The 14,144-nt window shown below is 40.2% G+C and carries 10 protein-coding genes; all 10 read right to left on the bottom strand.

Features of this window, described 5'->3' with window-relative positions; genetic code table 11:
• Window positions 1–105: 105 nt before the first annotated feature.
• Window positions 106–2,058 (bottom strand): hypothetical protein, encoded by a 1,953-nt coding sequence (locus tag RIF36_RS00050; protein WP_350128197.1) that lies wholly within the window; start codon window positions 2,056–2,058, stop codon window positions 106–108.
• Complete coding sequence (locus tag RIF36_RS00045; RefSeq protein WP_350128194.1) at window positions 2,055–3,584, bottom strand: ATP-binding protein; 1,530 nt, start codon at window positions 3,582–3,584, stop codon at window positions 2,055–2,057. The genes RIF36_RS00050 and RIF36_RS00045 overlap by 4 nt, the downstream gene beginning before the upstream one ends.
• A 1-nt stretch (window position 3,585) precedes the next feature.
• Window positions 3,586–4,428, bottom strand: a complete 843-nt coding sequence (locus RIF36_RS00040; RefSeq protein WP_350128191.1) for a hypothetical protein — start codon at window positions 4,426–4,428, stop codon at window positions 3,586–3,588.
• The gene (locus RIF36_RS00035) at window positions 4,428–5,825 is read right to left on the bottom strand and encodes an AAA family ATPase (RefSeq protein ID WP_350128188.1); all 1,398 of its coding nucleotides are present in this window, start codon (window positions 5,823–5,825) and stop codon (window positions 4,428–4,430) included. The genes RIF36_RS00040 and RIF36_RS00035 overlap by 1 nt, the downstream gene beginning before the upstream one ends.
• The gene (locus RIF36_RS00030; RefSeq protein WP_350128185.1) at window positions 5,822–7,351 is read right to left on the bottom strand and encodes an ATP-binding protein; all 1,530 of its coding nucleotides are present in this window, start codon (window positions 7,349–7,351) and stop codon (window positions 5,822–5,824) included. The genes RIF36_RS00035 and RIF36_RS00030 overlap by 4 nt, the downstream gene beginning before the upstream one ends.
• A gap of 1 nt (window position 7,352) precedes the next feature.
• Window positions 7,353–9,035: a hypothetical protein gene (locus RIF36_RS00025; protein ID WP_350128182.1), complete on the bottom strand. Its 1,683-nt coding sequence runs from the start codon at window positions 9,033–9,035 to the stop codon at window positions 7,353–7,355.
• Between the two features lie 2 nt (window positions 9,036–9,037).
• The gene (locus RIF36_RS00020; protein WP_350128179.1) at window positions 9,038–10,192 is read right to left on the bottom strand and encodes a hypothetical protein; all 1,155 of its coding nucleotides are present in this window, start codon (window positions 10,190–10,192) and stop codon (window positions 9,038–9,040) included.
• Window positions 10,193–10,532: 340 nt separating this feature from the next.
• Window positions 10,533–11,537 (bottom strand): type II toxin-antitoxin system antitoxin SocA domain-containing protein, encoded by a 1,005-nt coding sequence (locus RIF36_RS00015; RefSeq protein WP_350128176.1) that lies wholly within the window; start codon window positions 11,535–11,537, stop codon window positions 10,533–10,535.
• A gap of 3 nt (window positions 11,538–11,540) precedes the next feature.
• Window positions 11,541–11,840 (bottom strand): hypothetical protein, encoded by a 300-nt coding sequence (locus RIF36_RS00010; RefSeq protein WP_350128173.1) that lies wholly within the window; start codon window positions 11,838–11,840, stop codon window positions 11,541–11,543.
• A 785-nt stretch (window positions 11,841–12,625) separates the two neighbouring features.
• The coding region (locus RIF36_RS00005; RefSeq protein WP_350128169.1) for a DUF4493 domain-containing protein at window positions 12,626–14,144 on the bottom strand (1,519 nt) is incomplete at its 5' end.

Below are 14,144 nucleotides of genomic sequence, written 5' to 3'. Positions count from 1 at the left end.
CTCGAATTGCCCTGGAGGATATATATTTTAACATTAAGCTAGTGCCCCCTAAATGCCAGCCTGAAATAATGCTTTCGTTAGCATCTTCTCTAGTTGGCATTCGGGTCACTCAAAGTCGTATGTCAATGTCAAGTCTATGAACATGTCCTTTTTTACCAAAGTCTCAAATTTCCTTTTTAGAGTATTTAACTCCCCGTCCTCCAAGTTAACGTCTTCATAAGTGATCGTATAATGAGTCAAAAGTTTGAGAACTTTGGTACTGGTCGCCTTGGATTCCAAACCTTCAAAATCATTAGTCTCAATAATGCTTTTAGCCTCCACAATCTCAACTTCATCAAGAGAATTAAAATCATTTCGCCATGCATCAGAATATCCCAAATCCTCAAATACTTTGCGATAAACTATATAGGTCTCTGGCATATACAATATCTCAAAGTACTCCGTTAAATCCTTACCGAATGCACGGTAGAAAAAGCTTTCCCCAGGCGCAACAATGCCTTTCGTTACATTCAAAACACTTTGAATTGCTCTGATGAACTTCCTGTTCCAAAACTTGCCGATATAAAATCGATGCTTCGCATCTTCTCCAAACAAGGGGATGTATTTCATCGGAAAGGAGAATATTTTTGTTCCCAATTTCTTATTGAGTTCAACATTTATTCTCATTCGCTCATACAAATCTTCAGGCTTATCCTTGAAGTTATAAAGCAAATAATTTGACAACTGAATCAGTCCATTTTTAGCTGCTAGCTCGACAGCATTTACATACTGCTTTTTCATGCCAATGTAGTCAAATGCAATCCTCAACGGATTAATTGGTATTTCACTCATCAACTTCATATTCTCTTCGTTGACATAACGAGCATCCGTCCCTTGATTGAAATCAACATACCTAAGTCTTGGGGACTTATCTCGATATTTTTCGTAGTACTCCTTAATTTCATCATAGGCTAGAAGAAGGTTGTCTTTTGTTACGTAATCGAACTCAATGAGGCAATACTTGTCCAATATGTCGTAGAATATTTGAGCATTCTTACCCTTGATTCTTGTTCGTAGTAAGTCATGCAAAAGAGTATATGAACGCTTTATGAACGCCAGGTCGTTAATCCCCTCACTTAAATTTTTTATCGAAATATCTAGCTGATTAGGCTCAATGAAGGTCGCTCCCTTGTAAAACCCCATGGTTTTAATCTCAGCGATGATTTCTGGAAACTTAGGTGAGGCAAGCACATTATTGTCCATTAGAAGCAGGTGCTGTTGCTCACCGTATCTGCTTTTAATCACCTCAAACTTGTCGATAGTAGGTACTTTTTCCTTGTAAGTAGGCTCTAACTTCGGCACCGAACAAAAGGCACATGTTCGTGTACAGCCTTTCGTCATAAATGTAAAATAGGCACTTTGGGTCGGGTATTGGTAATCAATCTCCAGAAGGATAGAATAATCAAGAGGCAAGTCGTCAATAATAATATCATTGTCGTCTAGAACTCCCGGTTTATCAAGTAGGCCGGTCATTGGTTTAATCCCTACCTCATGTTCTATTTCTTTGGGAAGAAGGGAAGCCATAACACCCCCTACTTTCAATTCACTGACATCCTTAACTAAGTGCTTGGCGAAACTGATAGTCTCAATTGTGACTTTCCAATAAAAAGTAAAAAGTGTGGTTACATATATTCGGTCATATTTTGGAGCTTTACTGTATTCCTTTTTTCTGTAGTAGTCGCTGAAGTATTTAAGCCATTCGGTTATCAAAGGTTTAAACTCTGTTGAGGAGTCTAGAATATCTTCCAGAAGCGACTTTCGCTTTGTCTTGATGAAAGCCTTAATTGAATCCTTCTTGCTTGACCAGAATACAGTAGAATCAATGCTCGCTAACTTTGCGATGCAGTCTGTATATATTTCAGCAACGAGAAAATCCTTTAGGTCTCCCTTATAAAAGGTTATACTATCTCCGAGGATACGGTGATAGGTTGCAATCTTCATAAGCCCTATAGGCGGATATTTGTTCTTATAGTTCGGTTCAATCAAAAGAATATTGCGCCCGGTCTGAGACTTAGTCATCTGTATTTTTCAATAATTATCTGCTTTATCCTTTCGGCGTCTTGGCGGTCAAGATTTCTATCTAGGACGGAAAAAATTTCCAATACGATCTCTTCTTGACTATTATTTATTTTAGAAAAACCGACAGCTGTATAATTCGATTCGTGCTGCCGTTGATTTATTTCTCCAATAACAATATCAGAATCTCCTACCAGATGTCTGACCAGTATTCCTTCAGCACTATTATAGTCATAACTAACATCGATTTTTTCAATAATTTCATTTGCCTTAATCGCTTTCTTTCTGAGATTATTCAACTGATCCTGATAATGAATCTTCTCATCTTGGCTCACAAAGGTCATAGAATCAAATGCCACTTGCTGCTCCTTAAAAATTGCTATTTCTTTCAAACGACTATGGATTTTTGAAGAGATATGAGCAAGTTTAGTCAGTTGAGTAGTTACATCGTTCCTTAACTTATTTTGAAATTCTTCAACAATTTTGCCATCATTAAAGTAATCTCTTCTAGCATTTGGAATAAATGCGTCTCCGAGAACATGTATTTCACCCACGAAATGGTGGTTGTACCTATCTTCTTTAAAAAACTTATTGCAAGTATCCTCATCACCAATTTGAATATTGCTCTTTCTAATTCTTAGGCCTCTTTCAATATTGTTTGAATGTAGAACCTTATTAAGTCCATCAGAAATGCCATACCATCCTAAAGCGACCAGTTTTCTTTCGCTAGAATGAATTTGAAAGAAATCAACATCCACGATAGTTGATTTCGTTTCAAAATCTTTATCAACAATATGTAACTTATAGGCTTTACTAAGCCTCTCTTCATTGACATTAAGCTGAACATCGTACTCCTCAATTTTAAAGCCCCGCTTAAAGTAGAAATCTTTAATTTTCTCCTTAAAAATGAAGTCATTGGAAAACGGGATCGGCGCAACTAACGAGAGGTAATCTTTAACTAATTTGGGGTCAAGTAGCTCATTTTTAGTGACATTTACCAGATGGACTCTGAAGTAATGGTCATCCTTTTCGGCTTCGCCACCTTCCAACGTAGTAATTAAGCTAATCACTTGCGCAGCATCCGCATCCACAAACCTGTCCGCAAGTAGTTCCTTTAGCTTTTTTGCATCAAGAGAAATTACAGTTTTGACGAATTCCCCTGAGTAAGAAGTTTCAAAAACCAGTTTCTCACAGTATCCCAACCCGCCAAGCCGACCAATACCCCGAAAACCTTTCCGCTTACTGGGATCCTTTTGAGAATCGGCTATATCGCCTAAAAATCTCAAAGATTCTTCCCTCCTTATACCGGTTGCGTTATCTTCAATTGTGATTCTATGTTCTTGCTTATCTATTGAGATTGCTATTATTCCATCACTCTTCTTTTCAAGTATCCTTTCCTCCACAGCTACATCAATCTGATCAGCTGCATTTTGAACATACTCTCTGTAGATGAAAAAGGGATTTTCATACATTCCGAGCGTTAATGTCTCAATAACGTTTTTTCCTATCCGTGGTTTGAAATCCTCCATGTCAATACTTATGGATATAGAAAATCTCTTTTATTTCAGTTGGTATTTTGTCAGGGTCATATTCATCAAAACCGTGATATTTGTTGTCCATATGGGCCATAAAAACCACATAGGTTTCGTTACTCTGATCATATACGTATCTCCGATCACCAAACTCCTTGCTGGCGTCTAGGAGTTTTTGTGGTAAAATATTGTCCATTCCATTATAACAGCTCAATCTTGATTCAAAATTATCTTTGCTCTCACGAGCTTTCCAACCTGTTTTGTCGTTTCCAGGCTTTTTGTCGTGTTTCTTATTGTGCTCAAAAGTTGGCCTGATACTCTCAAAAAAACTCGCTAGGTTGTTATCACAAACAACAGTTGTATATTCTTGAGTTCTATCATCGTCGACTGTTGCAAGTTTGTCAACGCCACTCCATAAGTAAGCAAATGTAAAATATATCGTTTCAATGTCATTTGAAACATGCATTTTTGATATTAAATATTCACTCTCATTGACTGTATTCCTACTGAAGTGACCTTTTTTAATTTCTGGTATAGTTTTAATGTTTACAAGCCTTATTGTTGCAAAGGAAACGATTCTCGGGCCAGCCTTAGCCAAAAACAATGTCAATCGAGTTCTAAATTCATTGAATATGCTGGGCACTTCCTGCCACGGAAAGGCTAGCGATATTTCATCGATGAGCTCGTTTCTGAGCAATACTGGCAATCTTTCCTTTTCCAGCATACTGAGAAGTAATGGGAAGTTAGCCACTAAGCCATAATAGTTATGTTGCTTAGATAAGAAATCAGCCTTGTCCCATATTAGCGCTGAAATGTCAATAACTGCATTCGGCTTAACCATCAAGAACTGATTTTCTTATTCATTTGTGCTGATATAATGGCATTCAGTTCCTCTGAAGAAGCCTCAATAAAATCAGCCGGGAAATAGTCTAAGGTTCCAAAGTCATCCAGTTGTATGCTTCTGAATGCCTCGTCCTCAATAAATGTGAGATTGATTCGTTCTTTCATCGAATTGCCAATATCTTCAGCGACTCTTCTTCTCATTCTAGTGATAAAGTGGCTACTATGAGTTTCCACGACAACTCTTTTTTCTTTCAGGGTGATCCCATATAAGAAATCAAATAACAGGCTTTGAACCTTGGGGTGCAGATGGATTTCAGGCTGCTCTAAAACAAGCGTGCCATTTTCTGAAAGCAAGAGCCCGTCAACTAGAATCGGCAAAATTTGACTTATGCCGAATCCAACATGGCGAATATTAACTTCTATTTTTGATTGATTGGTTAACAAGATTCTATAGGAGTCGTCAACACTATCAATGTGGATGTCAAGCGCTAGTTTAAAGACCTCACACAACCAATACTTAACAAACTCAAGTAGCGGCAATCTTGTGCTTAAATAGGAAATTTTTCCTTCGTCATTTACTCCAATTTTGAAAAAGTCAATTTCCTTACCGCCCAACTCACTGAGTATTTGTGCTACAAACTCGCCTTTCGTACCTACTTTAATATTTTGCCCCGAAATAAAATACTCCTCTTTTGGTTCTTCTCTCAATGGGCCGATGTAAGAAATTTCCCGAAGAAACGAATTTGTGATCTGCTTGACCCCCTCAAGTTCAATAAAACCTTTTTTTTCTCCGTACTCTTTTCCCCCATCTGAATCAATGGTTATCTCCTCATTGAAGAAAGTAGGGTAAATCGATAAGAAAGTAACCTCTGCGCTCTTAGGCGCAGTCATCAAAAATCCCTTTCCAAAAATCTCGTCATTACTATTTATTGAATAAATATTATCAGTAGCAGAATTTATTTCAAGGAATGGGTTCTTTCCCTCGGAAAATGTGTACTTCACAGAAAAATGAGATATTCGGGCTTTTCCAGAATCATCAACTGAATAGTGAAATTCAACCTTACAGTTAAAATTCCCCAAACTATTCAAAATTGAAATCGCACTTGATTTTATCGGCGCAAAATCCTCCTTAGAATATTCAAACGATATTTCTAAAATTTTGGTAATGTTCTTCTCATGCAACAAATCAACCATTTTTCTTACTTTGAAGTACTCCCCGCTTAAGTATAGGGGCTGAATAGCCGACTCTAGTTCGACAGTCTGTTTCAATAACAGAAGCAACTGAATGAACGAAGATTTTCCCGAGCTATTAACTCCGGACAAAATCGTAATTGGCTTCAAAGTGAAGTTCTGAAGGTTCTTGATAGATTTGAAGTTCTTTATCGAAATTTTCATTGAAACCCTTCCTTTACTTTTTCTTTTAAGTTTTCTGCCAACTCCTTGGGTAGTACCTGATCGATAATTGAAAAAACCCTTGATATTAGTTTTCTTTCTTTTCGATCCAATTTACTCAATGAATCAGTGATAAACCGTGTTTCCGTTAACTCCTCAATTTCGACATCTTCGATTTTATTGGAAAAGCTTCCGGCTAAATGATTGAATATCTTTCCCTTGGAGGTGTTAGCATTAATTTTTTCTCCTTCCTTTTGGAGATCAAGTTCTGCTTTCCTTGCCTTTTCCTTTAAGTCGTCAAGCTCCTCTCGTACTCTCTTTTCTTCCGTTTTGTCGGTAAATCCTTTGTTTTGCTTTTCGTCGAACTCTGCCTTCTTTTCAACAAACTTTAGGATATTATTCCCAATAGATTTGATGCTGGAAGCATATCTCACCAACTTACTTAAATCTATCCAAAGCAAGCTGCGTAAATTTTCCTCTAGCGCTTTCAGATTATCGTTTTCAATAAAATAGTCCCGCCGTGCATTTGGAATCAAGTTTTTATCGAAAACATGGATTTCACCAAAAAAATAATAATTGAACCTTTCCTCTGCAAAAAATTTGGCAAGGGTTGAATCGTCGCCAATTTGAATGTTCCCTTTTCGTAAGCGAATCCCTCGAGCAACATTTGCCTTTGCTGGAATTTGGACGGTTAGATTATCCGAAATGCTGTACCAACCCCAAACAGAATTGTCTATTTCAAAGCTTTGAATGTCAATTACTTCCGAAGACCTTTTTCGATTATTTCCGTCGCCACTGTAGATCGTTGAAGTGTATGCCTTAAATACTTGGTCATGATTTACAAAAACATTATAAACATCAATTTGGTGACCAGCGTCGGCTGCACTCTTAATAATTTCGTTGGAATAGATAAATCCTTTATCAAATGGAACAGGTGCCACCATTGATAAATACTCTTCTATGTGTGCCTTTTCTAGTAGCAATTCGTTATTAACCCCTATTAATGTTACCTCAAAAAAATGCTCGTCGGAGGAGCAGTCCTGATATTCCACAGTCGTGACCTCGTCAATTACACTAGAAGCATCCTGTTGCTTGCTCCTATCGTTAATTATCTCCCTCAGAAGTTTTGAGTTCCATGTCAAAATGGTTTTACAATCTTCTCCCTTGAATGACGTCACGAAAACAAGCTTATGACAATAGCCCAGCCCTCCTAGTCTCCCAATCCCACGAAATCCTTTGTTCTTTGTCCGATCCTTGGAGGACATGGCAATGTCCTTAAGCAGTTCTGCGGCCCTTTCCTTCTTAATGCCAGTGGCGTTGTCTTTTATAGATACAACGCCTTCATTCTTGCTAATCTCAATATCTATGTATCCCTCTTCATGAGAATTTAACAACCCAGTTTCAACAGCTAGATCAATCTGGTCAGCAGAGTTTTGAACATATTCCCGATAGATAAACCTTGAGTCCTCATACATCCCCATGGTTAGTGACTCAATAACATCCTTTCCAATTTTTGTCTTTGATGCCATATTACAAATCTTGATTATAGACAGGCTTAGGAAAACGAATGTTTAGAAGAGATCGTAATACTGGATGCTCTATTATGTACTGTCCTGGCTCCAACCTAGTCATCATATTTTTGTAAACAGATGGAATAAACCGATAATCATTTTTGCTGATTTCTATTGCATTGGTACGGCCATAAGCGTGAGTGGCATTGTTCCCTTTTACTCGATCGTGTATGGCACTTTTAAATTGTTCTGCAGAGAACAATATTATTCCAAGTGACCTACCTCGTTCAGTGATATCTAATAGCTGTCTCAAAATAGGCGAGCTCTTTGGTACATCATTGGAAGCATATTTGTTCAGCTCATCCACAAATACAATGATTTTCGAAGGTATTTCAAACTCGTCTCTATCTTCTTGACCTAGCTTTAAATCATAAATTGAACGGATGACATCACCAAAAACAAAAGCTTGCGTATCTTGGTCTAGCTTGGCAACATCTACAACAAAGACCTCACCTTTCTTTATTTCGGTAATTTTATCTTTAAGTCTGACTTCGTTGTCTTCAGGGACAACTCTTGGAGCAAAAATATCATGGCTTACTGCTTTGCTTATGATTCTTTTAAACTTTCGCCAGCTTGTAACAGTAATTTCGGTGGCCTTTGTCCCTTTTCGGCAGTGCTCATCTATCTCCTCTTTGAATTGATTCCAATTTCTAATGTTGCCAAAATCTCCCGCACCATTAATTATGTAGTTCAGTATAGAATCCATGGTACCAGTAGAGTCATCAACATTAGAAAACATCATGTCGATGCTCTTTTTTATATCTTCATCATAAGGATATTTAAACCGAAAAGCCTTCCCTTCATCTACTTGCGATAGAATATGCCTATTGTGCCCATAGCTAAAAGTTGAGCTTTCAGACTTATCCTTTTCAGCGTATGGGTAGAAATACTTGACTGAGGTAAATGGCGTCGGGTCTATCCCTAAGTATTCATATCTTCTTCTTTGGTCGTCTTGCAAATTCTTATTGGCCTCATCAATACCTAGCAAGTCCTTCCCTTTTACATTAAAAATCACAAAAGCCACGCTCTCATTTCTATTTTCATCTTTGGCAAGTTCCTCTAGTTTATTCTGGTATTTATGTTGAATTGACTTGAGCAGGAACATTGCATAAGATGTCTTAGAAGCCAATCCAGATATGCCAGATATATTAAGGTGTGCACCCTCTGGGCCTGTTAAAAAATTAGAATTTATATAGACAGGGAGTTCGATCTTATCTTCTCCTTCATACATTTCAAGGTATCCACAACTTAGTTTGTTGTCGATTTTATCAAGTCCTAATGCTTCGGCAACTTCATCCTTATTTGCTAGACTTACTAAGGCACCATCAAGAACTGGAATGTAAATTGACTTTGAATTGCCAACTACTTTCGCCTTCACGAAATTCATCCCAATTCTATTCGTGTTCGGGTTTACAGTGACATCTCCAAAATCACTTGATATAAAATTGGCTAAGTAGCTTGAGCTGTCCGTGATATGGGAAATTTCCTCAATAACTCCGAAGGTTGATGAGCTATTTATATGGTTTACCTTTACTACGTCAAATGGGCTTAGTATTCGCTGCTTGTCAGTCCAAAAATAGAACTCATCAATTGTCGTAGGTGCTTTTTCCGTTGCAGCAATTTTTCCTATTACTTTACTCATAGTCAAAAAAGATTCTCAAAATGAATATCACTCAAGTAGTGACTTTTTATATAGCTCTCTGTTAAATGAATGGGGTAAATATGTTTAGCCCATCTACTGTCTTTACCATAGCTCACCGGGAACCTCTCGTTCATTAGGTTCGCACTAATCTTATCTATCTCATCTGAATCAAGGCCTTCGGATTCCTCCTTTTCTGAAACTAGAACCTTCTCTACCTTAACTACACCGTCAAAAGGGCTGGCAGTATCTCTAAGCCTCAAGTACCAAATTGCAAAATAGGCGTCTCCCACCCTTGGAGTTTGGTATTTGAAGGCTGGGGTTCGTTCAAAGGGCTTCAATTCAGCAATTATTTTTGCAATATCTTTAACATTACTTGATAGTGCCTCTGGGTTAAAAGCCTTAGAAACGCCAATAACACAGGCATAATTCGATTTATAGGCGGATAGGCTGGAGAATTCGGTCTTTGGCATCCTCTGATATTCCAATGAGCCATCTTTAACCAAATAGGCTCCTGCATGAAGTTTTCTTTCAAGGGCCAACTTTTTAACTAACCTCTTTTCAGATTCCAACATTTCATCATGGATACTCGATATTCCCTTATGTTCGTACTTTTCACCTTCCTTAAGCCTATCCGAATAAGGTAAAATCTTACCAACATAAATGCCGCTATTTTTCAAAAAATCCCCGTCGTTGATCTTACCAGTTAAGTTGTTAAAAAACAACTTATCATCCTGTGATGAAGGATTGGCTATCACTGGAACTGATACCACAAGTGCCCTTTCAAAAAAGGTCGGTGAAAAACGATCCGGGTTTATTCGTTCACAGCATCCTACACCAATCTGTCCAGCAATTATGGGGTATAGCCTGCCACCATAAGCGATGTCATCTACCTTGTATGTCCTTCTAGAACCGTCAAGAAAAAACCTTAGAAGCGGAGCATCATTCTCAGCAATGTATTTTGCAAGTTTTTCTACCGACCTGGAGCGTCTAATCCCTTTATCAGATTCCCCACTTTTTTTGAATACTATGTCCTTTCGGTCATCATATTCAACCGAGGGTACTTTTACATCTTCGAGACAATACCTAAAGGACCGATAGCTTTTGCCCTTAGTGATAGAAGCTAAAGAGGAAAGGATTTTAGAACTGTTATTTCCCAAATTGATATGCTAGGTTGATGCGTATTGGTAATCTGAAAAATTACGCAAAAGAAATTAAATAATATACAGTATTATTTAAAAGGATGAGATGGAAGATCTGTCGGACACTTTTTGACCTCCATTATTCGATATCTAAGCCTCCAAGTTGAACTTGAAATGGTGGCCTATTCCCGGCCTTGCGTCTAGCCTCTCAACATTTTAGCCTGCGCATGTCGAACCGGTAATATTGGCCGATCTCTGATCAGATAACCTATTTCCCGCCCAGCGCAAATGCCTGCTTGTATCTGGATAAAAAACACTCCGCCCCCTCCTGCCGTAACCGACCATCTACATCGACCATCTACATCGACAAATCAAATGCATAGTTCTTGTAGCTGATCACCTTTCTCTCCTTTTCGTTTTCAATCCAGGCCTTTTCCAGATGGCTGAGGGCTATGATGTTTTTCGTCGAGACATTTTTGAATTTGAGTACTACTGTGTCCAACACCTCTAATTCGAGTTGGCTAAAAACCTCCAGACGACATTTGCGACTGGGCCGGCCCTTGAACTGTTCCCCTTCGTTCCCATCGGGAAATGGCGTCACCCAAATATCGATATCATCATTATTGGCCATGTATTCAAAAATGCTGTTAAAATTATTGGGTACCGGCCCCATGTTGATGGCCCGGTACTTTGCTCCACTGATAGAAAAGCAGGATCGCTTGAAAGTCAGGAAATCGGCGTAAAACAGCAGCTTATTGAGTTGAGTCTTCCAGGGCTCAAGCTTCTCGCTAAAGAACACCACCATTTCGGTGAGCTTGGATAAGTCCGGCCTTCGGTAGCCTGAGAACTCATCAGCAACAAGGCTTCCCAGCAAATAGTCCTGTAGCTCGAACGAGAACAAATTGGCCTGCTGCTCGTCAATAAGCGCCGCCAGTCTTCTTATCAGCTTTTTCCTGAAGGCCTTATCCAGGCTTTCGCTCAATTCCACCAAATTCAGGAATTTAGCCGGATCGGCCGCCAGCTGGATCAGCCTGGCATTGGCAAGGCTGGGCACCTCTCCTGCTTCATAGTTACGGTAACTATTGACTCCGAAGCCGAGAATTTCCGACATTTTGGTGGCAGGAAGCCCATATTGCTCCCTTACTACCTTTATTTCATTCGGGAAAGGCAAGTTGTGTTTGGCTCTGTACTGATTATAGAGCTGCAGCATGTTCAGGTCGTCGAGCGATGTGGTAGTAAATTGCTCTCCACTGTCTTCGCACAAAAAGAAGTGGTAAGACACCTCAAATGATTCCTTTCTAAAGTCGAGGACTCTTGATTCGATCTTCACAGGCATTGGGCGTCCTGTAATGGGGCTGTTCATGGGTTAGTTTTTAAATGGGTACTGCATAGCACGCTCTGAAATATGGAATGAAATACACAGGACACCACTTTGTCCGTATCCAATGGATATTTTGATGTAGATCTCATTCTTCTTTTCCTCCTTTCCGAAGACCCACAACTCACTTTTGTTGTATAGTGTGTCTTCCAAAGGCCCCTCCGAATAATCTTCTATTTTTAAATCGAGGAGGGTTTTCTCACGATCAATCGGCCTTATTTCCAGGTCTGCCAGCGTTTGGGCATTTTTTCCCCTATCGTCTCTAAAAAAGACCGTAGTGAGTTGCATCTTTTGTTTAAACGCTCGAAGAAATTTTCAACCTCTGTTTTTGTGGCCATTTACTACAGTCATGAACAAAGGTAATCTTCATAGACACATATATCAACTTTAAAGTTTTCTTTTTTAGATTAAAAATAACAAAAATTAACTTTAAAATTACGCTGTGCTTGAGTCATGATGAGGACAGAGACTCAAAGACTACAAAAGTTTTGTCGGTTGCACACACCACCAATTGTCTGGCAGCTACCCCGCCGAACCTTGCTTGCGCTGGGCTCCCAAACTTTTGTAGTCTAGCCGCTCCGTAGCACAGCCTTGCCTTTGCGTCACTACCTGTTAGGCCTTCGTGTGGGTAGGTGATAAGCCTTTATGCCGGTGGGTGATAAGCCTTTATGCGGGTAGGTGTTAAGCGCTTATCACATAGGTAGTAAAGGCGTTAAAAGACCTGAGACAACGCCTTATCGGAGGTGAGACAAGCGCTTATCAGGAGCCTACGGTGCGCACCATACATAGTGAATAGTGCGCAGCACAGGTAGTGAGTGGTGCGCAGCAAACGGGTTCGCTAAGGGCTTGGTGGAAACGGAGCAAAAAATAAGGTGAAGCGGCTCCTGTATGTATGAATATACGAAAATCAGGCTAGTTTGGGTGGTTGAAAGGATCACAAATATCGCATTGGCAAGACTCAGCGTGCCTTGTGGGAGGTGCTGAGGGAAAATGCTGACGAAAAATGTAAAGAGCAAACAGACCGCATGACGGACGGTATGAAGCCGCATTTTTGAACCAGGAGCAGTATGCGCTTATTGAAGAGCTCCATTTGCGTCCAGCCTTAAAATCCAAATATCTTCCCGTCCATAATTTTGATCAAAAATAGCATCCAGGCCTTCAACATTATCTGGCCCGCTGACCCCAACCAGCGCATAGCCATTGCCTTGAATGGCAGTTATGGCCCTCCCGTAATCATTGGTGATACCGCCAAAAATAGATTCGTCTATTATATCCCCGGCCGCACTCACTCTTACGAACCACATATCGGTCGAACGACGGCCGTTGACTGTTATTCCAGTCCCAAACTTATAGCCGGTCAGTACCATTGAACCATCAGCCATCAACTCCATGTCTGCAAAACCGTCACCGCTGTAAGCTCCATATGATTTGAGCGATAGAATTGTTCCAGATTCATCGGTGGTAAGGATAAAACCATCGTCACCACCATTATTGGGCCCAAAGTCACCATTAGTGGATCCTGATCCCCCTGCCAATATAACCGACCCGTTGCTGCCTTTTTCAACTGATGTGGCAAATTCATTGCCAGACCCACCAATGCTCTTCTCCCACAGCAGTGATCCGTTACCATCAATGCCCATCATCCAAATATCGCTTCCCCCATGCGACGAGCTAATGTCGCCATCAGTCGATGTGCTAAATGACGTCACCAACAAATTATTGTTGCTTGTCTCTATAATTTCTGTTGCATAGTCCAACCCACTTCCCCCAAAATTGTAACTCCATAAAAGCGCACCATTGCTACTGTGCATGGAAACATTGCTATTCATGTCGATTTGGCTGAAAGACCCACAAGTGGCTATATTACCATTGGCCATTTCATAGGCATTCATTATCTCAAAACTGTTGTTGTAGGAAACCCAAACTACATTTAGTGCCAGGTCTAGTTTGACAAGTACGCCACCAAACCTATCAATACCAGGCCTTTGAAAAAAAAGCCCATCTGAAGAACCACTGTAACCCATAAGAAGGTAGCCGTCGCTTATTTTGACCGCATTCAGAAGTCTGTCATACCCCTGACTACCTATCGTCATGTTGCGAGCCATTTCACCGTCTCTGGTTATTTCAAATATCCAGAATTCCCCTCCGTTGGTGGCAGGCGAATCGAAATCGGTGGAGAGGGTTTGAGCAAACACAAGCAGGTTTCCATTTGTTTGTTCAAAAACACCCACTGGAACGTCATTGGATGAGCCCCCCACATGCACGATATTAGCACCGCCACCTTGCGGGTTTCCATTGTCCCCCAAATCTATGTCCACTGTATCAAAACCTTCATCTACAGTGATATTGAAGACAATCTTTCCGTCTTCCAGGGTGGCGTCGACATTGATATTGTACAGGGTCCTGGGCTGCGGATCGGCAATCGTGGCTGTGAACGTCCGGTCGATAGTAGTGCCGTCCAGCTTGGTGTAGCTCAGGTTCACTTCAATATCGAGCGGAGAGGTTAAAAAATAGCCTTCTCTCGTTTCGCCCTGGGCGTAGAAAAGGCTGGCTCCGCTGCTTGCCACTGTTACTGTGCCGGTGTAGCTGTGG

Origin of the sequence: Imperialibacter sp. (assembly GCF_040222815.1) — a bacterium.
In the GTDB taxonomy this organism is placed as follows: Bacteria; Bacteroidota; Bacteroidia; order Cytophagales; family Cyclobacteriaceae; genus Imperialibacter.
The sequence above is the reverse complement of the archived record's forward strand: the minus strand, read 5'-3'. Positions and strand labels throughout refer to the sequence as shown.